The sequence below is a fragment of the Candidatus Allofournierella merdavium genome (assembly GCF_944382735.1).
Taxonomy (GTDB): domain Bacteria; phylum Bacillota; class Clostridia; order Oscillospirales; family Ruminococcaceae; genus Allofournierella_A; species Allofournierella_A merdavium.
On sequence record NZ_CALWND010000009.1, the window covers coordinates 22,023 to 47,059 of the forward strand.

The 25,037-nt window shown below is 65.5% G+C and carries 20 protein-coding genes; 2 read left to right on the plus strand and 18 right to left on the minus strand.

The window, feature by feature from the left end; translation table 11 throughout:
* Window positions 1–199: 199 nt before the first annotated feature.
* The 17 genes from ACH2A7_RS08760 to ACH2A7_RS08840 form a co-directional block, all read right to left on the minus strand.
* Window positions 200–1,558, minus strand: coding sequence for a methyl-accepting chemotaxis protein (locus ACH2A7_RS08760; protein WP_394961435.1), 1,359 nt, complete (start codon window positions 1,556–1,558; stop codon window positions 200–202).
* 308 nt (window positions 1,559–1,866) lie between these two features.
* On the minus strand, window positions 1,867–2,778 hold the full coding sequence (locus ACH2A7_RS08765) for a hydroxymethylglutaryl-CoA lyase (protein WP_394961436.1): 912 nt from the start codon (window positions 2,776–2,778) through the stop codon (window positions 1,867–1,869).
* 109 nt (window positions 2,779–2,887) lie between these two features.
* Window positions 2,888–4,078, minus strand: coding sequence for a CaiB/BaiF CoA transferase family protein (locus ACH2A7_RS08770; protein WP_394961438.1), 1,191 nt, complete (start codon window positions 4,076–4,078; stop codon window positions 2,888–2,890).
* 455 nt (window positions 4,079–4,533) lie between these two features.
* Entirely contained in the window at window positions 4,534–6,054 is a 1,521-nt protein-coding gene (locus ACH2A7_RS08775) for a sodium:solute symporter (protein WP_394961439.1), read from the minus strand.
* 463 nt (window positions 6,055–6,517) lie between these two features.
* On the minus strand, window positions 6,518–7,510 hold the full coding sequence (gene argF, locus ACH2A7_RS08780) for an ornithine carbamoyltransferase (protein WP_394961440.1): 993 nt from the start codon (window positions 7,508–7,510) through the stop codon (window positions 6,518–6,520).
* 29 nt (window positions 7,511–7,539) lie between these two features.
* Window positions 7,540–8,925: a dihydroorotase family protein gene (locus ACH2A7_RS08785; protein ID WP_394961442.1), complete on the minus strand. Its 1,386-nt coding sequence runs from the start codon at window positions 8,923–8,925 to the stop codon at window positions 7,540–7,542.
* A gap of 73 nt (window positions 8,926–8,998) precedes the next feature.
* On the minus strand, window positions 8,999–10,225 hold the full coding sequence (locus ACH2A7_RS08790) for an FAD-dependent oxidoreductase (protein ID WP_394961443.1): 1,227 nt from the start codon (window positions 10,223–10,225) through the stop codon (window positions 8,999–9,001).
* Window positions 10,226–10,239: 14 nt separating this feature from the next.
* Window positions 10,240–11,439, minus strand: coding sequence for an NAD-dependent dihydropyrimidine dehydrogenase subunit PreA (preA, locus tag ACH2A7_RS08795; protein WP_394961445.1), 1,200 nt, complete (start codon window positions 11,437–11,439; stop codon window positions 10,240–10,242).
* Window positions 11,440–11,494: 55 nt separating this feature from the next.
* Window positions 11,495–11,992, minus strand: coding sequence for a 3-isopropylmalate dehydratase (locus ACH2A7_RS08800; protein ID WP_394961446.1), 498 nt, complete (start codon window positions 11,990–11,992; stop codon window positions 11,495–11,497).
* Window positions 11,993–12,017: 25 nt separating this feature from the next.
* Window positions 12,018–13,271, minus strand: coding sequence for a 3-isopropylmalate dehydratase large subunit (locus ACH2A7_RS08805; protein ID WP_394961447.1), 1,254 nt, complete (start codon window positions 13,269–13,271; stop codon window positions 12,018–12,020).
* A 99-nt stretch (window positions 13,272–13,370) separates the two neighbouring features.
* A complete protein-coding gene (locus ACH2A7_RS08810; protein ID WP_394961448.1) occupies window positions 13,371–13,946 on the minus strand; it encodes a CD3072 family TudS-related putative desulfidase in 576 nt (191 codons plus the stop codon).
* An 87-nt stretch (window positions 13,947–14,033) separates the two neighbouring features.
* On the minus strand, window positions 14,034–15,422 hold the full coding sequence (locus ACH2A7_RS08815) for an MmgE/PrpD family protein (protein ID WP_394961449.1): 1,389 nt from the start codon (window positions 15,420–15,422) through the stop codon (window positions 14,034–14,036).
* A 23-nt stretch (window positions 15,423–15,445) separates the two neighbouring features.
* Complete coding sequence (locus ACH2A7_RS08820; RefSeq protein ID WP_394961451.1) at window positions 15,446–16,606, minus strand: 2-methylaconitate cis-trans isomerase PrpF family protein; 1,161 nt, start codon at window positions 16,604–16,606, stop codon at window positions 15,446–15,448.
* Between the two features lie 16 nt (window positions 16,607–16,622).
* Entirely contained in the window at window positions 16,623–17,549 is a 927-nt protein-coding gene (gene arcC / locus ACH2A7_RS08825; RefSeq protein WP_394961452.1) for a carbamate kinase, read from the minus strand.
* Window positions 17,550–17,657: 108 nt separating this feature from the next.
* On the minus strand, window positions 17,658–18,488 hold the full coding sequence (locus tag ACH2A7_RS08830; RefSeq protein ID WP_394961454.1) for a nitrilase-related carbon-nitrogen hydrolase: 831 nt from the start codon (window positions 18,486–18,488) through the stop codon (window positions 17,658–17,660).
* 3 nt (window positions 18,489–18,491) lie between these two features.
* Window positions 18,492–20,144, minus strand: a complete 1,653-nt coding sequence (locus ACH2A7_RS08835) for a cytosine permease (RefSeq protein WP_394961455.1) — start codon at window positions 20,142–20,144, stop codon at window positions 18,492–18,494.
* Between the two features lie 552 nt (window positions 20,145–20,696).
* Window positions 20,697–21,758: a LacI family DNA-binding transcriptional regulator gene (locus ACH2A7_RS08840; protein ID WP_394961456.1), complete on the minus strand. Its 1,062-nt coding sequence runs from the start codon at window positions 21,756–21,758 to the stop codon at window positions 20,697–20,699.
* 320 nt (window positions 21,759–22,078) lie between these two features.
* On the opposite strand from ACH2A7_RS08840, the gene ACH2A7_RS08845 reads away from it, so the two are divergent.
* A complete protein-coding gene (locus ACH2A7_RS08845; protein ID WP_394961457.1) occupies window positions 22,079–23,260 on the plus strand; it encodes a M20 family metallopeptidase in 1,182 nt (393 codons plus the stop codon).
* A 44-nt stretch (window positions 23,261–23,304) separates the two neighbouring features.
* Complete coding sequence (locus tag ACH2A7_RS08850) at window positions 23,305–23,829, plus strand: hypothetical protein (RefSeq protein WP_394961458.1); 525 nt, start codon at window positions 23,305–23,307, stop codon at window positions 23,827–23,829.
* Between the two features lie 104 nt (window positions 23,830–23,933).
* Here the strand turns inward: ACH2A7_RS08850 and ACH2A7_RS08855 are convergent, their stop codons facing one another.
* Window positions 23,934–24,998, minus strand: a complete 1,065-nt coding sequence (locus tag ACH2A7_RS08855; protein ID WP_394961459.1) for a hypothetical protein — start codon at window positions 24,996–24,998, stop codon at window positions 23,934–23,936.
* Window positions 24,999–25,037 lie beyond the last annotated feature (39 nt).

The following is a 25,037-nucleotide window of genomic DNA, read 5'->3' on the forward strand; positions in this document are numbered from 1 at the left end:
GGCAGTCCCCTGCCCTGCGGGCCTCACCGCGCCGATCCTGCCGCAGAGAGCCCGCAAAACCGCCGGGCCCCCGCGGCGCACCCTTCGGGACGCATGAAAAAACCGCTGACCGTTCACAGGTCAGCGGTTTTTGCGCGTTTGGGGGGATTTATGCCCCGCCCGCCGCCGGGCGGGGCCGCGCCGGGGTCCGGCCCGGGGCTCAAACCGACGCCGGACCGGTTTTGGAGCGGCTGAGCGCGCGCAGCTGTTCGGCCTGCTGCTGCAGCATCCGGCTGGTGGAGGAACTCTCCTGGGCGGAGGCGGCGGTCATCTGCACCACCTGGGAGACCGACTCGATCTCATTGTGGATGTTCAGGACCATATCGCTCTGTTCGGCCGCCATGTCCGAGATCTCGCCGGTGTGGGCCGCCACCATGTCCACGCTCTCCTTGATGGAGTTCAGGGCGGTGGCGGTGTCGCCGGCCACCTGGTTGCCGTTCTCGATGGCCTGCAGGCACTGGTCGATCAGTTCGCCGGTGCCCTTGGCCGCCTCGGCGCTCTTGCTGGCCAGGCTGCGCACCTCGTCCGCCACCACGGCGAACCCCTTGCCCGCCTGGCCGGCCCGGGCGGCCTCCACCGCCGCGTTGAGGGCCAGGATGTTGGTCTGGAAGGCGATGGAGTCAATGGTCTGCATCACCCGCTCGATGGCCAGGGAACTCTCCCGGATCCGGGACATGGCCCGCAGCATCTCCTGCATATGCCCGGCGCCCGCCTCCACCTGGCCCTGCATGTTCTGGGCCTCCTGGCGCATCTGCTGGGCGCGGCCGGCGGTGTCCTTCACCTTGTCGGTCATCTGGCCGGCGGCGTTGCTCAGCCGCTCCATCGAGGTGGCCTGCTCCGACGCGCCCCGGGCCAGGTTGTCGGACTGGTCCGCCAGGGTGTGCGCGTCGCTGTTCACCTGGTCGGCGATCTGATCCATCTGTTTCAGCAGCGCGCCCTGGCGGGCAAAGGCCTCCTGCTCCTCCCGGCGGCTGGCCTCCAGCTCCTCAAACAGCTTGTTCGCCTCCTGATGGCTCTTGTTGGCCTCGGCCAGGTAGCGAAGGGCGATCCGCAGGGTGCTCTGCATCAGCAGCGAACTCACCAGGATGGCCACCAGGCACTCCACCAGCAGGATGACGGGCGCCACCAGCGCCCCGCCGGTGACGCTCAGCAGCACCACCTCCGCCAGAAAGGCCGCCACGCTGAACCCGGTGCACAGCATCACCAGGCCGGGGTCCAGCAGCAGGGTGCTGAGGGCGATGGCGCAGATGTACAGGGGGGTGCTGGGCAGAAAATTGCCGGTGGACGAGGCCGACAGCAGCACGATCATGTTCACATACACCGCGTAAAGCCGGGCAAAGACCAGGGCGTTGCGCTCGCTGGCCCACAGCAGGGTGGGCACCACCAGCAGCGCGGTGATGGCAAGCAGGAAGAAGGCGTTGAGGAACTTGCCCTCCACCAGGTACATGGCGGCGAACAGCAGGCAGGCCCCGCCCAGAATTTTCGCGCACAGTTTCAGCGGTTTTACACGTTCGATCAAAGCGTATCCCTCCAGCGGTACGGCCGCGGCCTGCCGCAGCAGACGGCGTTCCGTTCAGTTGCTTCCATTATCCACCATTTGTGGAAAAAAGAAAAGGGGGCGCGCAAAAAAAGCCCGGTCGGCTGACCGGACTTTTTTGGAATGCAGGGTTTTGGGCGGGCAAAGCGGCGCGCAAGGGCGCCTTGCGCCATGCACGCGCGGGCGGGGGCACCACATCGGGCATTTTTTGCCTGCGGAAACCTTCCGCCGCGCACGCCCGGGCGGAGGGCCTCCCCCGGGAAGGCGGCGGCAACGCCCGGCCGCCGGCCTCAGCCCATGGTGCACTGGGGCTTCTGGATGTTGATCTGGTGGCCGGAGTAGTTGCCCGGCACCTTCTCCCGCAGGTATTTGGCGGTGTCCAGCAGCTTTTCAAAATCCACGCCGGTGTCGATGCCCATCTTCTGCGCCATGTAGACGAAGTCCTCGCTGGCGGTGTTGCCGGAGGCCCCGGGCGCGAAGGGGCAGCCGCCCAGGCCGCCCACCGTGGTGGAAACGCGGGTCAGCCCGCACTGCATCGCCACCAGGCTGCAGGCCATGCCCATGTTGCGGGTGTCGTGGATGTGCACCCCGAAGGTGACGTCGGGGAATTTTTCCCGCAGCGCCAGCACCGTGCGCTCCACCTGCACCGGCGTGGCCACGCCGATGGTGTCGCACAGGTCGATGTCGCGGATGCCCAGGTCATAGGCCCGCTGCACATAGTCCATCACCTGCTGCAGGGTCACCTCGCCGTCGAAGGGGCAGCCGAAGGTGGTGGCCGCGTCCAGCACCACCTTCATGTCCGGGTAGGTGGAGAGGATGGTGCCCAGCTCGGCAAAGGACTCGTCCAGCGTGCGGCGCACGTTGGCCATGTTGTGCCCCGGGCTCACCGAGATCACATAGCTGATCTCCCGCAGGCCGGCCTCGTAGGCGTTCTGGGCGCCCCGCAGGTTGGGCACCAGGGCGTAGGCCCGCAGGCCGGGGTATTTCTCCAGCACATACTGTGCCACCTCCCGGGCGTCCTGCATCTGGGGGATGGCCTTGGGGTGCACGAAGCTGGTCACCTGCACGGTGGTGCAGCCGGCGTCCACCAGCCGGTCGATGATCTCCTTCTTCAGTTCGGTGGGAATGAACTCCTTGATGCTCTGGAAGCCGTCCCGGGGGCCCACCTCCACCAGTTCCACCTTGTTGGGATATGTGTTCATCACAAAACGCCTCCTGTTGTTGTGCGCGGCGCGGGGCGGCCCTGCAAAGGGCCGCCCGCCGCCCTGTGTGCGAACGCGGGCCTGCCGTGCCCGGCGCGGGGCGGCGCCGTTACAGCACGCCCTCCTCCTTCAGCTGGGCCACCTGCTCGGGCGTGTAGCCCAGCTTCTCGCCCAGCACCTCGGCGTTGTGCTGGCCCAGCAGCGGCGCGGGGCGGCTGATGTCCACCTTCTTGTTGGTGAACTTCAGCTGGTTGCCCGTCACCTTCATCTTGCCGGCCACCGGGTGCTCCAGTTCCACGAACATCTGCCGGGCGTCGGCGATGTGGGGGTCGGACACCACGCGGTCGATGGTGTTGATGGGCCCGGCCGGGATGCCCACGGCCAGCAGCATATCCACCGTCTCGTCGATGGTCTTGTCCTGCAGCCACTCCTCGATGATGGGCTTGAGCTCGTCGTGGTGCAGCACCCGCTCGTTGTTGTCGGAGAAATGGGGGTTCTCCAGCAGTTCCGGCTTCTTCATCACGTCCACCAGCAGATCGAACAGCTTGTTGTTGCCGCAGGCGATGATCACATAGCCGTCCTTGGCCTTGAAGGAGTCGTAGGGATAGATGGACTCGTACCGGTTGCCGATGCGGCTGGGCACCCGGCCGGTGCACAGGTAGATGATGTTGATGATCTCCAGGGCGGACACCATGGAATCCACCAGGGACACATCCACCTTTTCGCCCTCGCCGGTCTTCAGCCGGTTCACATAGGCCGCCAGCACGCCCACGCAGCAGCTGATGCCGCCCATCACGTCCGAGATGGCGGTGCCGGTGCGGGTGGGCGGGGTGTCGGGCCAGCCGGTGGTGCTCATCAGGCCGCTCATGGCCTGGCCGATGATGTCGTAGCCCGCCCGCTTGGAGTAGGGGCCGAAGTGGCCGAAGCCGGAGACCGCGCCGTAGATGATGGCCGGGTTGATCTTTTTCAGGTCCTCATAGCCCAGGCCCAGCTTTTCCATCACGCCGGGGCGGTAGTTCTCCAGCACGATGTCCGACTGCTTCACCAGCTCGCGGAAGATCTCCTTGCCCTTTTCGCTCTTCAGGTTCAGGGTGATGCCCCGCTTGTTGCGGTTCAGGTTCATGAAATAGGCGCTCTCGCCGTTCACCAGGGGGAAATTGCGGCGCGCGTCGTCGCCGCGGCCCGGCAGCTCGATCTTGGTCACTTCGGCGCCCATGTCCGCCAGCATCATGCCGCAGTAGGGGCCCGCCAGAACGCGGGTGAGGTCCAGAACTTTTACTCCATCCAACAAACCTGCCATGATAAGGTCCCTCCAATCTTTACTTTCGCCGCGGTGCGGCGTTCATTCACAAAAGAAAACGCCCCTCGGCCTGTGCCGATGAAAATGCTGTATCATGAACGGCCGGCGCTGCGCCTGCCGCTTGCTCTCTTCGCCAATGGCCGGCCCAAAGGCCCGCGCCCTCCGGGCGCGTCCCCGCTGACCGGCGGTGCGGTCCGGGTGTGCGTGATGTTGTTGCGGCTTTCACCTTCCCGGTTCGAAAACGTGTGTGGCGCATCCGCGCCGTGCTCCGCGTGCGGGATCCGGCGGCGGGCGGGTACCGCCCGCCGCCGTTTCCGATGCAGGGGTCCGCAGAGCGCCCCGCGTTCCGTCGGGCGCTCTGGGGTGGGCGCCGGCGCGGCCCGAAAGGGCGGCGCCGGCGCGGGAGGTCGCGGGGGCCCCCATGACCGTTGGGGCCCCGTGCGGGAAAACGGGTGTTACTTCTCGGAACCGATCTCGATGTTCTCAGAGGCATAGGCGCCCTCCTCGGCCTCCTTGGAGAACAGGTCTTCCACAAAGGCCTCGGGCAGAGGCTGGGTGTACTTGCTCACCACGAAGAACACGATGGTGGAGACGATGGCGCCGGACACGAACGGCGGGCAGCCCAGGATGTAGTTGCCGCCGGGCATGACCATGTAGAAGAACAGGGTGCCCAGGCCGCCGGCCAGCATGGAGGCCACGCAGCCGGCCGTGGTGCCCTTCTTGGAGTACACGCCCGCGAACACGGGCACCACCAGGGTGCCGGCGATGACGCTGAACGCGTAGGAATTGAGGTAGGAGAGCATGGGCAGTTCCATGAACGAGCCCACGATGACCACCGCGATGATCACGAACATCGTGATGTTGGAGACCAGGATGGTCTGCTTTTCACTGGCGTCCTTGCGGATGAACTTCTTGTAGATGTCCACGCCGAAGGCGCTGCCGCTGGTCATCAGCACGCCGTCGATGGTGCTCATGGCCGCCGCGATGACGGCCACGATGACCACCGCGCCCAGAATGTTCGGGAAGAAGGTGAGCACCAGGTTCGGGAACACCAGGTCGGGGTTGTCGATGAACTGGTCGCCGAAGTAGGCGCGGCCCATGTTGCCGATGATCATGCTGCCGATCAGGATGGCGCCCAGCCAGATGGAAAGCACGATGGAGGAAACGTAAATGGTCTTTTTGTCCTTGATGGTGAAGTTGGTCTGCACCAGCTGGGGCAGGCCCCAGGGGGTGAGGGCGTAGACGGCGGAGAACAGGAACAGGTTGCTCCAGCCCATGGGGCCCGGGGTCTCCAGCAGGGCCGGGTCGGAGGCAGCCACGCCGGCGGCGATCTCGGTGGGGCCGCCCACGATGAAGAAGCCCGCCACCAGAACGGCCAGCATGCCGAAGGCCATCAGCAGGCCCTGGATCACGTCGGTGTAGCAGCGTGCCATGTAGCCGCCGAAGATCAGGTACACGCAGGCGACGCCCGCCACCAGGAAGACGGCCACCTCATAGCTCAGCCCCAGCAGGCTGGCCAGCGAGAGGGCGCCGCCCTTGATCACGCCCACCATGTAGGGCACCATGAAGATGATGATGACCACGGAGGCGATGATGCTGGCGAAGTTGCTTTTGAAACGCTTGCTGATGTACTCGGGCAGAGTCATCGCGTTCAGCCGCACGGAGACCCTGCGCAGGCCGTGGGAGAAGAAGATCAGGCCCAGCGGCAGCAGGACCACCTGCGCCACGGGCATCATCAGGTAGGCCATGCCCGCCTTGTAAGCCGTGCCGGTATTGCCGATGAAAGTGGAAGCGCTCAGGTAGGTGGAGCCGTAGGTCAAGGCAAAGACCCACGGGCCCAGGTTGCGGCCCCCCGTCAGGAAGCCGCTGAGGTTGTTTGCGTACTTTTTGTTGCAGTAAACACCAATGCCCAACATACCGATGATATAAATCGCCAGCACGATCAGGCCGATCACTTCAAGAGAGCCAGATAACATGGTTCCATCTCCTTTGTTCGCGTTCGCACGTGTGGGGGGCGCGCGCCCGCATTGCCGCGCGGCAAAGGCCTTTGGCGCGGCACCGCAGCGGGGCGGCCCGTTCGTTCCTCAGCTCAGTCCCCGGTCTTCAGGTATTTCACATACCGATAGGTGCAGTACGCCGCGGTGAGCACCGTCAGGATGGGGCCGACAAACCAGCCAAGATACGTCGGGAAAGGCAGACCTAAGATCATAATCGTTCCTCCCTCATGGTTTCTTCATGGTCGTTGTTGCGGTTCATTTGTCAAGGTAAAGAAGGTAAACGTTTACGCAAAAAACAAACGGACGCGCCCGCGGCCGCAAAGGGGGCGGCGCGCCGCTGTTTTGCCAGGAAAGGCGCCCGCCGCGCGGCGGCGGAGCAATGCCGCGCGGCGGCGGAGCAATGCCGCGCGGCGGGGCCGGGGGATGTTGTGCCGGGGGCTGATTACTTCTTCTTCATCAGCAGGGCCAGCACGGCCTTCTGGGCGTGCAGGCGGTTCTCGGCCTGGTCATACACGATGGAGTGCTCGCCGTCGATCACCGCGTCGGTGACCTCCTCGCCGCGGGCGGCGGGCAGCGGATGCATGTAGTAGGAAACGGGCTTGGCGAGCTTGAAGTGCTCGTCGGAGATGCACCAGTCCTTCGCGAACTGCTTGCGGTACTCCTTGTCCTCCGCCTTGTCCATGCCGTGGGTGCTGCCCCAGCTCTTCGCGTAGATCACGTCGGCGTCGGTGCTGGCCTCGTAGATGTCGTTGGTGATGGTCAGCTTGCCGCCGGTCTTCTTGTAGGCCTCGTTGGCAAAGGCCATGTACTCGTCGTCCAGCTCGTAGCCCTTGGGATAGGCCAGGGTCAGGTCGGCGCCCAGCAGGCTGCAGGCGATCAGCATGGCCTGGGGCACGCCGGGGGACTTCACGCGGTCGGAGTAAGCCCAGCTCATCACGATCTTCTTCTTCTTCCAGCCGGCGCCCAGCTTCTCCTGCAGGGTCATGATGTCGCCCATGCACTGGCAGGGATGCTCTTTGTCGTCCAGGCCGTTGATCACGGGGATGGTGGTGGCCTTGCGGATCTCGTTCATGATGTCGCGGGCCATGCCGTATTTCTCCAGGTCATACAGACGGACCATCAGCGCGTCCAGGTAACGGCTCAGAACAAGGCCGGTGTCCTCCCAGGTCTCCTTGTTCTTGCGCTGCATGTTGTCCTCGCTGTAGTACTGGGCATGGCCGCCCAGCTGGGTCATGCCGGTCTCGAAGGAGACGCGGGTGCGGGTGGAGGGCTGGGCGAAGATCATGCCCAGGGTCTTGTTCTTCAGCAGCTCGTGGGAAGCGCCCATGGCGTTCTGCCGCTTCAGGTCAAAGGCCACGTCCAGGATGGTCTGGATCTCTTCACCCGTGTAGTCCATCAGGGTAACAAAGTCTTTGCCGCGCATGTCGGTCCTCATAATGCTTACCTCCTATGTTATAAAAATATCTATTCGGCAGGGCTGACGAATGTTCCCCAGCCTTGCTTTCCGGTAATGGTGCCTTCCTGGAACACCTTTTCGCCCCGCACATAGGTGCGGACGATGGTGTAGTGCATGGGAAGGCCTTCGTAGAGCACGGCGCTCTCCCGCGCCTTGGTGAACAGCTTTGAGATATCCAGCGGCACGGGCACGGCGTTTTTCTTCACCAGCACCACGTCCGCGTCGGCGCCCTCGGCCAGCCGGCCCTTGCGGGGCGCCAGGCCCAGCATCCGGGCGGTGCTCTCCGCCGTGGCTTCGGCGATGGCCTCACAGGTGAGGGTGCCGTCCGCCACCGCGTTCAGCAGAAGGGGCAGCGAGAGCTCCAGCCCCGGCAGGCCGTCGAAGGTGTGCCAGATATCCTGGCCGTTCTTCAGCTTTTCCTCCTTGAGGTAGGGCGCGTGGTCGCTGCCCGTCATGGCAAAGGCCCCGTCCCGGTACATCCGCCGCAGCTCGGCCATGCGCTGCGGGTCCCGCAGCGGCGGCTTCATCCGGGCGAACACGCCCGCGTGCTCGGCGGTGTCCTCGTTGAAGAGGATGTACTGGGGGCAGGTCTCGGCGTACACCTGCACCCCCTCCGCCCGGGCCGCCTGGATCATCTTCACCGCCTCCGGCGTGCTCACATGGCACACGCTGGCGCGGCAGCCGGTCTTGCGGGCCGCCTCGATCACCCAGGCCACGGCGGCCGTCTCGGCCTCCACCGGGCGGGAGCGGCAGAACGCCTTCAGCCCGTTTTCGCCGGCGTCCATCCGGCGCTTGGTCTCGGCGGCGACGTACTGGTTCAGCTCGCTGTGCACCGCCAGCAGCCGGTCCGTGGGGGCCACCCGCTCCATCACGGCGCAAAGGGCGTCCTGGGTCTCGCTGCACAGGCCGTAGAACTCGGCCTCCCGGCCGGGCACCGGCGGCATGGTGAAGGTCTTGTAGGCCACGGCGCCCTGCCGGGCCAGCCGCCCGATGTCCTCCAGGTTATCCGCCCCGGCGCCGCCGTACAGCGCCACGTCCACATAGGCCGCGGCCGTCGCTTCGGCCTTGCGGGCCAGGAACGCCTCCTCGGTGGAGGCCGGCGGGTTGGCCACCGGCATCTCCGCCACGGTGGTGACGCCCCCCGCCGCGGCCGCCATGGTGCCGCTGGCGAAGTCCTCCCGGTGGGAGAGCTTGCCGCCGCGGATGTGCACATGGCTGTCGATCATGCCGGGGAACACCAGCATCCCCTCGGCGTTTACCGTCTCCTTCGCGGGGTCGGGCGCTTCGCCCGGCTTGAGCACCCGCACGATCCGGCCGTCCTTGATCTCCAGGCCGCCGGCGAGGCAGCCTTCCGGCCTCACGAGGGTGCCGCCCACAATGTTCAGATCGTTCATCTGCATCCCCCTTTCGCACTCCGGCCGCGGGGGCTCCGGCGGGGATGGCCGCCGGCGCGCCCGGGGCCGACGGTCACTTCAGCATCGCGTCGATGGCCTGGGCCGCCTTTTTGCCCTCGGCCACCGCCTTGACCACGGTGGCGCCGCCGCTCAGCCAGTCGCCGCCCGCAAAGCAGTTGGTGCCCTCCACGCGCAGCGTGTCGGGGTCCACCTTGCCGGCCACCAGCGTCGTGTCCGCCTTCTTGCCGATGGCGAACACCACCCGGGAGAAGTTCAGGGTGAACTCGCTGCCGGCAACGGCCTCAAAGCCCTTGCGCGCCTCGCCCGGCTTTTCCACCAGGCGGTTGCGCACGAAGGTGACCGCCGCGCCCTCCGCCGTTTTGGCGATGGCCACCGGCGACACCATGTACATCAGTTCCACGCCCTTGTCGGCGGCGGAGAAGAACTCCTCGTCGCAGGCGGGCATCTCCGCCCGGGAGCGGCGGTAGGCCAGCACGGCCTTTTCCGCGCCCGCCGTCAGGCTGGCGCACACCGCGTCGATGGCGGAGTCGCCGCCGCCCACCACCAGCACGGTGCCGCTGACGCTGGGGGTGGCGCCGCTCTTCAGATCGGCCAGATACTGCGAGCAGCCCACCACCGGCGCGCCCTCGGCGATGTCCACGCCGCTGATGCGGTCCTGGGCGAGGCCGGCGCCCACGAACACCGCGTCGTAGGTCCTGGAGAGCTCCTCCAGCCGGGCGGCGTCCACCGGGGCGTTGTAGTGGAAGCGGATGGTGTCGGCGGCCAGTTCGGCCAGGTCGTTCTCCACCACGGCGGCGTCGATGCGCTCGGCCGGGATCTCCTTTGCCACCACGCCTGCGGCGGCGGACCCCTTCTCGAACACATCCACCTCATAGCCCAGCCGGGCCAGGATGGCCGCGCAGCCCAGGCCCGCGGGGCCGGCGCCCACCACCGCCACCTTTTTGCCGTTGGCCGGGGCCAGTTCCGGCCGGAAGGCGGCGTTGGCGCAGGCGAACTTCTGCAGGTCCCGGATGTGGATGGGGGCGTCGCAGTAGTTCATGGTGCAGTTTTTCTGGCACAGGTTCTCGCTGGGGCACAGCGTGCCGCAGATGCCGCCCAGGGGGTTGGCCGTCTTGATCACCCGCTTGGCGCTCTTGACGTCCGCGTAGCGCAGATGGCGGATGAACTGTGCCACGTCCACGTCGGCGGGGCAGCCCTGCTGGCAGGGGGCATCCACACAGTACAGGCAGCGTTTGGCCTCCGCCTGCACAGCGGCCAGGGTTTGCTTGATCTCGCTCATGCTTTCCGCCTCCTTTACCTGCGTACCATCGTCATGCAGCTGACGGGGCACACCTGGGTGCACAGCCCGCAGCCGTCGCACTTGTCCTTGTCCACCACGGCCTTGCGGCTCTCGTCCATGTGGATGGCGCTGTAGGCGCTGTCGGCGCACACCACCGCGCAGCGGCCGCAGCCCACGCACTTGTCGCGGTCGGGGCTGGAGTACAGCTTGTAATCCCGGGACAGGTCGTTGTGGCGGAAGATGTTGGGCAGCGCCTTGCCGCTGAAGTCGGAGATGCTCTCAAAGCCCATCTCCTCCATGTAGTTCAGCAGGCCCGCCGTCATGTCGTTGATGATGCGGTAGCCGTGGTGCATCACGGCGGAGCACACCTGCAGCGAGGAGGCGCCGGCCAGGATGAATTCCACCGCGTCGTGCCAGTTGTAGATGCCGCCGATGCCCGAGACCGGGATGTTCACGGCCTGGGCCACCTGGGCCACCGTGCGCAGGGCGATGGGCTTGATGGCCGCGCCGCTCAGGCCCTGGAAGGCGCTGCGGCCGTCCACGTTGGGATAGGGCACGAAGGTGTGGATGTCGATGCCCGGCAGGCTGTTCAGGGTGTTGATGGTGGCGATGGCGTCGGCGCCGGCGGCCTCGGCCGCCCGGGCCTTGCCGGGGATGTCCTGCACGATGGCGGGCAGCTTGGGCATCACGGGCTTTTTGGTCTCCTCCCGCACCCAGGTGGTCACCATCTTGATGGCCTCCTCGTTGCCGCCCACCGTGGCGCCGCCGCCGGACTCGGCCATGCCGTGCGAGCAGGAGAAGTTCAGCTCGAAGCCGTCCGCGCCGGCCTGGTCGAACATGCGGGTCACCTTGCGCCACTGCTCCTCCACAAGGCCCTCGGTGTGCAGCAGGCTCACCCACACGCCGTGTTCGGGAAAGCGCTCCTTGAGCCAGCGGGTGTCCTCGGCCCATTTTTCAATGTGCTTGGGGCTGCCCAGCTCGAAGTTGGTGAAGCCCACGATGTCGCCGTCGGCGCTCTTCACCGCCGTGATGCGGGGGTTCACGTTCCGCGCCTGGCTCAGGGTGTAGGCCAGTGTTTTCAGCACCGCGCCGCCCCAGCCTTCCTCAAAACACCTCGCCACCATTTCCACATTGGTGGTGGGAGGGGCCGAAGAAAGCATGAAGGGGTTGGGCATGGAAACACCGGCAAAGTTCACTTTCAGGGACGGTGCCATTTCAGTTCCTCCTTCGTGTCGTTCTGTTTTTTTCAGAGGGTGCGCGCACCCTGCCTCAGTCTTTTTTCAGGATCTTCTTCAGGTGGTTCTTCAGCCCGCCGTCCTCCACGATGCTCAGCACATGCTCGGGCAGCTTGCTGCCGTAGTAGGTCTTGCCGGTGGTGAGGTCCTTGATCTCACCGGTCAGCAGGTCCACCTGGATCTCGTCGCCCTGGTTCAGCTCGCTGGTGTCGGCCAGCGTGACCACCGGGAAACCCACGTTGATGCAGTTGCGGAAAAAGATGCGCGCGAAACTCTGGGCGATCACCCCGCCCACGCCGGCGTATTTCAGCGCGATCTGCGCCGTCTCGCGGCTGGAGCCGGGGCCGAAGTTTTTGCCGGCCACGATGATGTCGCCCTTTTCGATGGCGTCCGCGAAGCCGGGATAGGCGCGCTCCATGGCGTGCTTGCCGATCTCCTCGTAGCTGGCGTCCATGTATTCGCCCGGGGAGATGATATCGGTGTTGATGTCGTCCCCGAATTTCCACACCTTGCCTTTGATCTGCGAATTCATATCCTGTTCCCCCTTTGCGGCGCGCTCAGAAGTAGGCGCGCGGGTCTGCGATGCGGCCCTCGATGGCGCTGGCGGCCACCGTGGCGGCGCTGCCCAGGTAGACGCTGGCGTCCTTGCTGCCCATGCGGCCGATGAAGTTGCGGTTGCTGGTGGAGATGCAGCTCTCGCCGCCCGCCAGGATGCCGGTGTGGGCGCCCAGGCACAGCCCGCAGCTGGGAGCCACGATGGTGGCGCCGGCGTCGATGAGCACGTCCAGGATGCCCTCCTTCATGGCCATGCGGTACACCTCGCGGGAGGCCGGCGAGACCAGAAAGCGCAGGCCCTTGGCCGCCTTTTTGCCCTTCAGCACATGGGCTGCGGTGCGCAGGTCGGAGATGCGCCCGCCGGTGCAGGACCCGATGTACACCTGGGTCAGGTGCGCGCCGGCCACCTCGGTGACGTCGTGCACGTTGTCCACATGGTGCGGGCAGGCCACCTGGGGCACCAGCGTGGCCGCGTCGTTCACATAGTTGCGCTCGTACTCGGCGTCGTCGTCGGGGTACAGCAGCGCGTAGGGCCGGGTGGAGCCGTGGGCCTTGAGGTAGTCCAGCGTCCTTTCGTCCGGCGGGATGTAGCCCGCCTTGGCGCCCATCTCCACCGCCATGTTGGAGATGGCCATGCGCTCGTCCATGGACAGCGCGCGGATGGCCTCGCCGCAGTACTCCAATGCTTTATAAGTAGCGCCGGAATGGGTGATGGTGCGGCAGTCGTACAGCACCATGTCCTTGGCGAACACGCCCTTTCCCAGCGTATTTTTCCACTCGATGCGAAAACTCTCCGGGACCTTCAGCCAGATCTGGCCGGTGGCCACAACGCCCAGCATCTCGGTAGAGCCGATGCCCGTGCCGAAGGCGCCGAAGGCGCCGGACATGCAGGTGTGGGAGTCGGTGCCCACCACAAGCGTGCCGGGCTGGTCGTAACAGGCTTCCGCCAGCACCTGATGGCAGGGCCCCTCGTATTCGTGATAGTCCACGTTTTTGGACAGGGACCAGTCCTTCGTGAACTTCACCGCCTCCGCCTGCTTGATCTCGCAGGGCGGGGTGTAATGGTCGCTGATCACCACGACCTTGCTCTTGTCCCAAATGTCCACGCCCAGTTCCTTGAGCCCCTGGGCGATCTCGATGCGCGGGCCCAGGATGTCGTCCATCATGGCGACGTCCACGTTGGCGTTCACGATCTCGCCGATCTCCACATAGTCCTTGCCGGCGGCGCGGGCCAGCGCCTTCTGTGCAAATGTCATGCCCCTCATTCGTCTACACCACCTTTAAATAGAAGGGCGGCGCGGCGCGCGGTGTGCGGGCGCGCCGCCCTCTGTTTCACAACCGTTCGCCCGCGCTGGTCACGACAGCCGGCCCCGGATGAACTCGTCGAACTCCGCGATGATCTGCTCGTTGGTCTTCTCGCGGTCGTCCATCAGCAGGCCGTACATGGGCGGAGCCTGGATGCCCCGGGCCTGGATGGCCTTGAGCAGCTCCTCCGTGTAGATGCCCGGCTGTTTGCGCAGGCTGCGCACCGGCTCGGCAGGGTGGCCGCCGCCGTTCTCGTAGTAGCTGGACACGGTGAGCCCGCAGGTGGGCGAGCCGTCGCACACCAGCACGGCCACCACGTCGTAGCCCACGATGGCGTAGTTTTCCATGTAGTCCACCATCTGCTCGGCGAGGGTGCGGCAGAAATGCCGGAAACCGGCGTTGTCGTACAGATTGCGGGAGTGCCACCACCGCTGGCAGCCCATGTGCAGCACCTCGGGGCAGGGCATCTGGATCAGGCCTACCCCGTATTTGTCCAGTGTCTGCACCACCTGGGTGAACATACCGGGGTAGCGCGCGAACTCCTGCACCTTGTTGCTGGCGTTCAAAAGGCAGTTGGAAACGAACACGATCTTCTTGGAGCGGTCGTCCTCATTGCGCTGCGGCATACGGCGTCCTTCCTTCCTCCCCGTATGGGGGCCCGGGCGAACGGGGCAAGGCCGCGCCCGCCCGGGCAGATCCGTATCGAAAACGGGTTATTTCACTTCGTTCACAAGCTCCATCAGCTTGGCCATATCCGGCTGCTTCTCCAGGTTGTTCACGAACTCCACGATCTTCTCGGTGCGCTCGGTGTCGTTGCCGTAGGTGCGGTTGGCCAGATAGCGGAACTTGTTCACCACGTCCTCGTAGGTGACGGGGTTGCGCCAGTCGCCCTTGGGATCGTCCACGGTGGCGGAGTACTGGGTGCCGTCCTTCATGGTGATGGTCACCGCGCTGGAGTAGTGGGAGGGATAGCGGCGCTCGAACTCCTCGTCCATGGTGACGGTGGTGGCGGCGATCAGCCGTTTGACCAGCTCGTCGTTGATGTAGTCGGTGTTCAGCTCATCCACGGTGAACTTGCCGTTCTTGAAGGCGATGGCCGCCTGGTAGGGCATGCTGAACTGCAGGTCCACGATGTTGCGGGGCGCCCACTTGCAGGGCTCGGCCAGCAGGTGCATGGTGTACTTGGAGGAGCGGATCTCGATCTTCTCGATGTCCTCGGCCTTGGGATGGTACTTGTTCACGATCTCCAGGCAGGCGTCCAGGTGACCGCCGGAGTAGCGGCAGCAGGGATAGACCTTGATGGAGGACTTGGTGAAGGTCCAGTCTTTGCCCAGGCCCTCGGTGATGTACTTGGAGTCGTAGTGATCCTGGTAAGAATATGCGTGGAGCAGGCCGTCCTTGCTCTCAAAGATGTCGGAGGGGCCGTTGAAGCCCTTTTCCGCCATGCGGGCGGCGATGATGGAGTTCATGGCGGGGTGGCCGGCCTGCAGGCGCTTGGTGAAGGAGCCCTCGGTGTTCCAGGCCATCAGGCCCGCCACCATGCTGCCGGCGATGCCCTGGGTGTAAACGGTCTTCTGCTCGTCCAGGCCCATCAGCTTGGCGGCGGACACCGCGGCGCCCATGGTGCCGCAGGTGCTGGTGGGATGGAAGCCCTGGTAGTACATGTCGCCCAGGTAGGCGGTGCCCATGCGGCAGACCACTTCGTTGCCCAGGGAGACGGCCTCGATGTACTCCTTGCCGGTCTTGTGCAGCATCTCGCTCAGGGCCATGCTCACCGGGAAGGTGGCGGGAGAGGGGTGCGCGTTGGACTCGTTGTGGTCGTCCACGAAGTCCAGCCCGTAGCACTGGATGGCGTTGGCGAAGGCGGCGTTGGGGGCGGCGACCTTGTCCTTGCAGCCCACGATGGTGGACTCGGCGGGGCCGCCCATCTCCTCCGCCACTTCCCGCGCGATCACGCTGGAGATCACGTCACGCGTGCCCAGCATGGAGGCCAGCACATCCAGCGTCAGCGTTTTGGCCTTCACAACAGCCTCTTCGGGGAGGTTCTCAAACTTGGTGTTCACCGCTACTTCGGCGATCTGGGTTGCGATGGTCTTGCTCATTTTTCGTTTCCTCCTTAGAAAAATTACTGGATACGGGATTTGCGCACATATACCTGCCCGTCGAGAATGATGCGGGCGGTGCGGAGGATGGCGGCGGTCTTCAGGTCATACTGACCGTCGTGGGCCTCCAGCTCCGACACCACCGGGATCACGCCGGCGGGATGTCCGATGATGATCTTGCGGTCGTTCCGGCCGCGCTCGCTGAGCACCTGGTGCACGATGCTGCCCGGTACCCGGGCGGCGGTGCCCATGCACACCGTGCCGGTGACCGGATGGGTCTTGTGCATCATCTGCATGAACACCAGCCGGCTCACAAGGTCGATGTCCTCGGCCTTCACGTCCTTGCCGTCGAAGGTGTGGTAGGACTTGGAGGGCGAGACGATGGCGAAGAAGGGAGAGTAGGGGCACTTTTTGGTGGAGTTCTGCCACACGTCGGTGAGGCCGATCTTCTCGGCGCAGCGGCCGCGGATCTCCTCGATGCGGGCCATCAGCGCGGCGTTGCCCTCGATCTCGGTGGGGGTCTCGGTGCCCTCCATGCCCAGGCTCTCGGCCTTGATGAACACGGTGGGGGTGCCGGCGTCCACCACCGACACCTCGTACTGTTGGCCGTCGCTGGTGGTGATGGTGTCGGTCACGTTGCCGGTGGGCAGCATCTTGCCGGTGATGCCGCCCACGCTGTCGGAGAAGTCCAGCTCGATGGTGGAGCCCAGGGTGGGCACGCCGTCGATGTGCAGGTCCCCCTCCACCACCGCCCGGCCGTCCTTTACGGCCACCTTGGCGTTGATGATGGAGTCGGTGTTCACCTGGTGGATGCGCACGGTGGTGTAGGGCTCCACCGCCTTCACCAGGCCGTGATCGATGGCGTAGGGCCCCACGCCCGCCGAGATGTTGCCGCAGTTGGATTTGTAATCCACCTTGGCGTCCACGAAGCTCACCTGGCCGAAGGTGTAGTCCACATCCGCGTCCTCCCGGCTGGGGGGGGCGATGATGGCCAGCTTGCTGGTGAGCACGTCCGCGCCGCCCAGGCCGTCGATCTGGCGCACGTCGGGGCTGCCGAAGATCTCCAGGATGTACTTGTCGCGCAGGGCGGGGTCCTGGGGGAGTTCATTTTCCATGATGAAAATGCCCTTGCTGGTGCCGCCGCGCACGATGGAACAGTTTACGCTGATCACTTCATCTTTCATGAAAGCTCGCTTCCTTTCATTTCACGATGCGGGTGCCGCTCTCGCCCCGCAGGGCCGCGGCGGCGTTGGCCAGGCTGGCGATGATGGCCGTGCCCCCCGCCTTGGCAAAGGACATGGCGGCCTGCACCTTGGGCAGCATGCTGCCCGGGGCGAAATGGCCCTCGCCGCAGTACCGCTCGGCCTCGGCCACCGTCATCTCGGCCAGCTCCTTCTGGTCGGGCTTGCCCCAGTTGATCGCCACCCGGTCCACCGCGGTGAGGATCACCAGCATATCCGCGCCGATCAGCTCGGCCAGCCTGGCGCTGGCGAAGTCCTTGTCGATCACGGCGGGGGTGCCCACCAGGCGCCCGTCCTTCTTCACCACCGGGATGCCGCCGCCGCCCACGGTGATCACCACGAAGCCGGCGTCCACCAGGGCGTTGACCATGTCCTTCTCCACCACGTCCACCGGCTTGGGGCTGGGCACCACCTGGCGCCAGCCGCGGCCGGCGTCCTCCACCATGGTGTAGCCCCGTTCGGCGGCGATCTTGTCGGCGGTGGCCTTGTCGTAGAAGGCGCCCACCGGCTTGGAGGGCTTCTGGAACGCCGGGTCCTTCTCGTCCACCAGCACCTGCGTCACCAGGGTGCCCACGGTCTTCCGGATGCCCCGGGCGGCCAGCTCGTTGGCGATGCTGTTCTGCAGATGGTAGCCGATGTAGCCCTGGCTCATGGCGCCGCACTCGGGGAACGGCATATCGGACTTGATGGCGCCGGCCTCCGCCGCGGTGGACATGCCCAGGTTGATCATGCCCACCTGGGGGCCGTTGCCGTGGGCGATGATGACCTGATTGCCCGCCTCGATGAGGTCCACGATGGGTTTGGCGGTCTGGCGCACCAGTTCCAGCTGTTCCGCGGGGGTATTGCCCAACGCGTTGCCGCCCAGGGCGATCACGATCTTTTTCAATCTGCTCTCCTCCTAAACGTTTTATTTTATGCGGGACGACCCCGTTTCAGGATCCTGCCGGCCCCGGCGGCCGGGGCCCGCCGGGGCCCCGGGTCCGCGCCGCGGGTTTCAGTACTGGTCTTTGCGCGGCGCGCAGAACACGCCGTAGTCCTCCGGGTGGCGGTCCTTCAGGCTGGGCATGGTGGCCCGGCACCGGGCGATCTCCTCCAGGTCCAGGGTCTGCACGATCTCGCCGCCCGCCTCCTGGGTCAGCTCCTCCAGGATCTGCCCCCGGGGCCCGGCCACCATGCTGTGACCGAACAGGAACAGATCGTCCATCCTGCAATAGGTGTTGCTCACCGCCAGGAACACGTTGTTCTCAAGGGCGTGGGTGCGGATCAGCAGGGGCCAGATGTCGGCTTCCTGCACCCGCCACGCCGCCGGCATGAAGATGATCTCGGCGCCCTTGAGCGCCAGGATGCGGGCGGGCTCGGGGTGGTTGTTGTCCGCGCAGATCATCATGCCGATGCGGCCGTATTTCGTCTCGAACACCGGGTACTCCCCCGTGCGGGTGAAATAGTTGCACTCGTCGCCGAACAGGTGGTTCTTGGAGTACACCCCCTGCACCTCGCCCCGGTCGTCGATCAGCACCGCCGCGTTGTTCAGCGGCCGGGTGGTGTACACCTGCAGGGCGAGGGGGGCGATGATGTAGATCCCCAGTTCCTTCGCCAGGCTCCGCATGGCCAGGATGGTGGGGCCGGAGAGGCCCTCGGCCAGGTCGTACAGCCCGTCGCCGAACACGTTCAGGTTGTAGCCGGTCACGAACAGCTCCGGCAGGCAGACGATCTTCGCTCCCTTGGCGGCCACCTCCCGCACCTTCCGCTGCGCGAGGGCCAGGTTGTATTCCTTGTCGCCCAGCCGGTTTTCCAGCTGGATCAGGCCGATGGTAACCTGTCTCATCTCTCACGCCTCCTTCGCGGCGGTCTCCGCCTGCAGCGCCTTCAGGTGCTCCGCCTTCTTGGCCGCCATGTAGCCGCTGTCGCCCAGCTTCATCAGCAGGTAGTACAGCGCCATGCCCACCACCGTGCCCACGATGATGGAGGCGTCATACAGCCAGTGCAGCGCGGGCACCCACAGGCCCAGGAAGATCACCAAAAAGCTCAGCGCGATGGCGATGATGCTGATGGGGTTCACGCCGCCCTTGCGGTTCAGATACATCAGCAGGCCCAGCAGGGCGATGATCACGGCCATGCCGATCATCGAGAACTGATGGGTGCAGCCCAGGGTGCAGACGGTCTGGGACCAGCCGGAGGGCAGCAGGAAGGACAGCGCCACCAGCACCGCCGCGGTGACAAAGCAGAAGATGTAGGCGGGGGCGTTGAATTTCTTGAGGTTGGTGTAGAGGGATTCGTCCTCCGGCACATACAGGCTGCGCAGGTTCAGCTCGGTGTGGCACACGAAGAAGTAGTGGCAGATGGTGATGCCGATGATGGGCCCCAGCAGGGCGCCGCCGCCGTTCAGGAAGAAGTTCATGTACACGCCCATGTCGTTGATGAGCACCCACGGCCGCATCAGAACGCCCACCACGCCCAGCACGATGGCGGCCCACTTGAAGTTGATCTTGCCGCCGGTGAGGTGAACGATGGCCACCGCCGGCGTCAGCGCGTTGGCGGCGATGTTGGTGGTGAGGGTGGCGATCATCAGGAAGGCCATCATGCCGATGACCAGGGGCACGTTGTCGATCATGCCGGTGAGGGCGACGGGGTCCCAGATGGCCTCGCCGAACATCACCACGGTGCAGCTGGTCACCAGCGAGCCCACCAGGGCCAGGCCCACGATGCCGGTGGGGATGCCCACGAACTGCCCGACCATGTGGGACTTCTGATCCTTGGCGACCTTGGTCAGGTCGGTGACGGTCAGCGGCATGGAGCCCCAGTAGCTGATGTTGGAGTTGAGGCCCACGATAAAGAAGGTGAGGAACTCGGTGGTGGTGGCGAAGGTGTTCTCCTGGCGCACCAGCGGGCCCCAGCTGCCGGCGGAGGTGCGTGCCCACACCAGCAGCACGATCATCCAGATGATCAGCATCGGCGCGCACCAGTGTTCCATCTTCTGAATGGCGCCCATGCCCTTGACGAGGATAAAGATGTTCAAAACCAGGAACACGCCGAAGCACACCCATTTGCCCGGTGCCCAGGCGGCCCAGGCGGGGAACAGCAGGCCCAACACGGTGTTCAGCGCGCTGCCGCCGATCCAGAACTGGATGCCGCACCAGCCCGCGGCCACCACGCCGCGCAGGATGGCGGCGATGCTGGCGCCGTTAAAGCCGAAGGCGCTGCGCCAGTAGATCGTGGAAGGGATGCCGTACTTCGCGCCCGCGTGGCCGTTGGCCAGGATGGGGAACGCGATGATGACGTTTGCCAGGAGAATGTTGATCATGGCCCACTTCAGGTCCATGCCGCCCACGATCAGGCTGGAGGCCAGATAGTAGGTGGGGATGCCGATGTCCATGCCGATCCACAGTGCAAAATAACTGTAAATGCCCCAGTTGCGCTCGCCCGGTTTGGTGGGCAGCAGGTCCGGTGCCACTTTCGCGTTGCCGAGATTCAGATCTTGCATTGGTAAACACTCCTTCTTCCTACGTTGTTCAAGCGTCGACGAATGGTCATATCCCCCGGGGACCCAGCCGCACGCTGCGTTCCCGTCGGCGGGATGCCCGCCGGTGACGGCGGGCGCCGTTTGGTCGGTCGTCAGAGCTTCGCGGTGGATCGTTCCCCCCTTTTCCCGGTGTGGTCTGTTTGTGACAAAAGCAAGCGTTCACGCTGGCGTGTGCTCCCTGCCCCGCCCGCCGTTGGACCGGACAGGGTTCGACGGGAACCTCGCCACAAATGTAAACGTTTACAAAATTGCCGATCCTTCGCCTGTTTTTCGGGCGGAAGTGCACGCGGCTTCCGGTTTTTTCGCTGTTTTCACCGGCCCGCCCCGTGCGCTCGCAGTTTTACGGTGCTTTTCTTGTAAATTTCCCGCTTTTTTCAGTGCCCCGCAGTCCGCTTAAACAGAGGGCTGCAACACCATTTTAGTAAACGATTACAATTTTATGCATTAGCATCGGCCTTATCGTCCTGCGGGGTTCGCAAAGGGATAAGGCCGATGGGATGCGCGGGAGATAAATCATGTGCAGGTCAGGTCCTTCACGCTGGTGCCCTTGATCAGGGTGCAGGGGCAGACGTGGCGCTTTTCGCGCAGAAGGGGGCTCACCTCGCCCTTGATCTGGGCCATCAGGATGCGCCCCGCCGTGGTGCCCACCCACTCCTCGTGCTGGTACACCCGGTGGATGGCCGGGTTGGACAGGTTCGCCCAGGCGGGCGTTCCCACCATGATCACCGAGATGTCCTCCGGGATGGAATAGCCCGCCTCCGACAGGTACTGCACCCCGCCCTGGGCGTGCCGGTGATAGCCAAAGAAGAGCGCCGTGGGCCGCGCGCGCTGCAGCAGCGCCTTGGTGAGCCGATAGCCCTCCTCGATGCTCAGGTCGCCGGAGGACTCCACCTCCATGGAACCGCCCTGCTCCATCTGTTCGCGCACGGCGTCGTAGAACCCCAGGTCGCGCTCCACCGCGCTGGACACCTGGCCGTTCCACTCCACCACGCCGATGTGCTTGTGGCCGTTTTGCGCCAGGCACTGCCCGGCCAGAAAGCCGGCCTGGTAGCTGTCATCGCCGGCGAAGTAGGAGTCGTTGGTCTCCCCGGCCTTGTGGGGGGCGATCTCGCGCCCGATCACCACATAGGGGATGTTCATCCGGCGCAGCATGTCGGTGTTTTCCCAGCCCGCGTTGGTGGGCCCCAGGATCACCCCGTCCATCCGCTGCGCGATGGCGTTTTCCAGCAGCCGGCGCTCCCGCTCGGGGTCCTCGCGGGTGTCACAGATCATGGGCGTAAAATCATTGGCGAACACCACGTCCTCCACGCTCTCGCAGGCGCGGGTGAAGTAGATGTTGCTGAACTGCGGGATCAGCACGGAGATGAGGCCCCGCTGTTTCGCGCGCAGGCTGGAGGCCACCGCGCTCTTTCTGTAATGTAATGTCTGGGCCGCGTCCAGCACGCGCTGGCGCAGCTCGGGGCTCATCACCCGGTCCGTGCTGCCGTTAAGCACATACGACACGGTCGCGGTGGAAGTACGGGCCAGCCTGGCCACATCCTTGATGGTGGCGTAATACGCCTTCTGCCCTGCCAAAAGGTCGCCCTCCTCACAAAGCCGAAGCTTTCAGTTCTCGGGCGCGGGGTGCGCGCCGCGGTTCCAGACTGCGCCTCTCATCCATTGTAAACGTTTTTCTACACACAAGGATAACAGGTTGCCTGTCAAAACGCAATGGTAAGTTTCCATAAAGTTTCGGGGGGTTTTTTGTCATAAAATTTTGGACGTCCGGGCGGTTTTGCCCCCCTTTCGCGCTTGAAAAAACGGGGCGATGCTCGTACAATGTAATCGTTTCAACAAGGTGTTTGGCGCCGCCCGCCCGGCGGGCCGGGGCCAAAGCACAAAAAAGGAGGATCGTTATGGTCATCACACCGGCCTGGTGCGGCGAGGCGTTCGGCGAGCAGCTGCACCGGCTTTTGTCGGATCTGCACAGCCACCCGGAACTCAGCTGGGAGGAGACGCGCACCACACAGCACATCCTCTCGGCGCTGGGGCAGCTGCCGGGGGTGGAGATCCTGGACATCGGCGCGAAAACCGGCGCCGTGGCCCGCCTGGCGGGGGGCAGCGGACCCGCCGTGGCCCTGCGGGCGGACATCGACGCCATTCCCCAGCACGAGGCGGCGGACCGGCCGGACCGCTCGGTGTGGGAGGGCAAGATGCACGCCTGCGGGCACGACATCCACACGGTGAGCCTGCTGGGGGCCGCCATGGCGCTGTGCAAAGCGCGGGAGCAGCTGCGGGGGGACGTGTACTTTGTGTTCCAGCCCGCGGAGGAGGCGCTGTCCGGGGCGCGGTACCTGACGGAGGACTGCCGCCTGTTCGACGCCATCCACCCCCGGGCCATGTTCGGCCTGCACAACTATCCGGAGCTGCCGGTGGGCACCGTGGGCGTGAAGGAGGGCATCCTGATGAGTTTCAAGGATGTGTTTGAGATGCGCTTCATCGGCCGCAGCGGGCACAGCAGCATGCCCCAGAAGAACATCGACCCCATCGTGGCGGCGGCGGCTTTCATCCAGTCGGCGCAGACCATCACCAGCCGCAACGTGGGGCCGCTGGAGTCGGCGGTGGTGTCCATCTGCCAGGTGCACGCGGGCACGCCCCGCAACCTGGTGGTGGACGACGTGCTGCTCTCGGGCAACATCCGCACCCTGGACGAGGCGGTGCGCAAGCGGGTGCTGCGGCGCTTCGAGCAGATCGCCCGGGGCACGGCGGAGGCCTACGAGTGCCGGCTGGAACTGGACCTGCACCCCATCGTGCCGGGGGTGGACAACGGCCGGGAGATGTACGAGATCGCCCTCGCCGCCGCCCGGGCGTCGCTGGGCGAGGCGGCGGTGGCGGTGCCGCCGGTGAACCTGGCATCGGAGGATTTTTCCGTCTACGGGCAGTATGTGCCCACCTTCTTTTATTTCCTGGGGTCAGGCGCGCCGGGCCGGCCGTTCTACTCCTGGCACAACGCCTGCTTTTACCCCGACGAGCGCACGCCGGTGTACGGCGCGGCGCTGCTGGCCCAGAGCGTGCTCTCGGCCCAGGCGGCGCTGTGACGGGCGGGGAGAGCGGACCGGGAAACGGGAAAGGAGTGCAGAGCATGGAGATCCATCGCATCGAGCCGTCCAATGCGGGGGCGGTGGCGGCGCTGATGTCCACCGTCAAACCGGACTGGTGGGATCTTGAGGGCGCCAGCAGCCAGCTGCAGGACGTGGGCCTGCTGGCAAGGCTGGTGGGCTGGTATATGGAGCAGGACGGCGCGCCTAAGGGCTGGGTGCTGTGCGCCGAGTTCGAGGGCTATTCCACGATGACCATCGAGAACCTGGGCTATGACGAGGACGGCGCCTTTGTGATGGAGGGCCAGCTGGAGCCGCTGCTGCGGCAGGCGGAGCAGTACGCCCGGCAAAGGGGGCTGCGGAACCTGAAGTATGTCATCGGCTCCACCGGGATGTCCTGCCACGGCCGGCCCATCACCGACTACGGGGAAGAACTGCGGACGCTGCGCTCCAACGGGCGGGCGCATTTCGACTATTTCCGGTCCATCGGCTTTGTGCCCGCCGGATTTCTGCCCAACTGCTACGGGGAGAACTACCACGGCATCATCATGGTGAAAACGCTGCTGTAAAGCGCGGCGCGGCAAAGAAAAAAGGGGGGAGCCGGGCAAACGCCCGGCTCCCCCCTTTTTTCGATGTGGCGGCATAAGGTGGCCGCCCCCGCCCGCGCGGCGGGTCAGACCCGCCGGTCCAGGCCCGGGCCCGCCGGCGGCGTGAAAACGGGCTGCCGCCCGGGGCGGGCCGGCAGGTTGGCCAAAAAGCGGTTCAGCAGCGTGGCTCCGGGCGTGTCCTTTTCGGAGAAGGACACCAGGTCCGCCACCGTGCGGATCGCGTCGCAAAAGCGGAACCGGGCGCTGAGCCAGTGGCTCGTGCCGTCCTCGTCGGTGCAGGAGACCCACGTCCGCGCCCGGGAGGGGTCGGTCGGGTCGAAGGCGGCGTCGGCGTAGCGCAGGACGGTCTCGCCGCCGCCCTCATCGGTGATGGTGAGCGAGTCCATCCGGACGATGGCGCTGCGGGCGTCCCCGCCCTGCTCAAAAAACCACCTGAAGCCCTGGGGCGGCACCGCGTCGGGGTCGGTGACGCAGCGGCCGTCGAAAGCCACGAACGGGTCGCCGCGCAGGGCGGTGTTGAAGTTGTAGCAGTCGGTGGCGCCCTGCGCCAGGTAGTCGGGCGCCGTGAAGGAGGAGCCGTGCTCCCCGGCCACGCTCTGCGCGCCGGCGGTGATGGCGGAGATCGCCGCCTCGCTGGCGTAGTACCAGTGGGAATCGTAATAGCTCCAGCTGCGCTGCGGGTCCATCTCCCCGGTGAGATAGCGGGCCCCCTCGGCGTTGTTGCGGGCCGCCGCGGCCTGCAGGATCTGCCGGCGGAAGGCGCTGTAAAAGTCCGTCGCGGTCTCCTTCTGCCAGTCGGACAGGGGGGCGGCGGGATCCGGCATCGTGCCGAAGAGCTCCTGCTTCAACAGCCGCTCGTATTCCGCCCGCAGTTCCTCCTCCGACAGCTGCCCGTCCAGGAACCGGTCGACGCAGCGCTCCATCGGGCTTGCCTGCGCCGGCCGGTCGCCCTCCAGGTAGGCCCGGAGCGCCGCGGTGGCCTCCGTGTCCCTGTACGCGGGCGCCGCGCGGACGAAGGCGTCCCCATCCACGGAGCCCGCGGGGACCTTCCGGATCTCGGGGGAGAGGTCCAAAAAGTCCCTCTGCCCAAAGGCGGCGCGGGGATAATGGGTCGTGCCGATGCCGTCCATTCTCTGTTCTCCCCTTTGCGCGGCGAGCCGCGAGAGTTC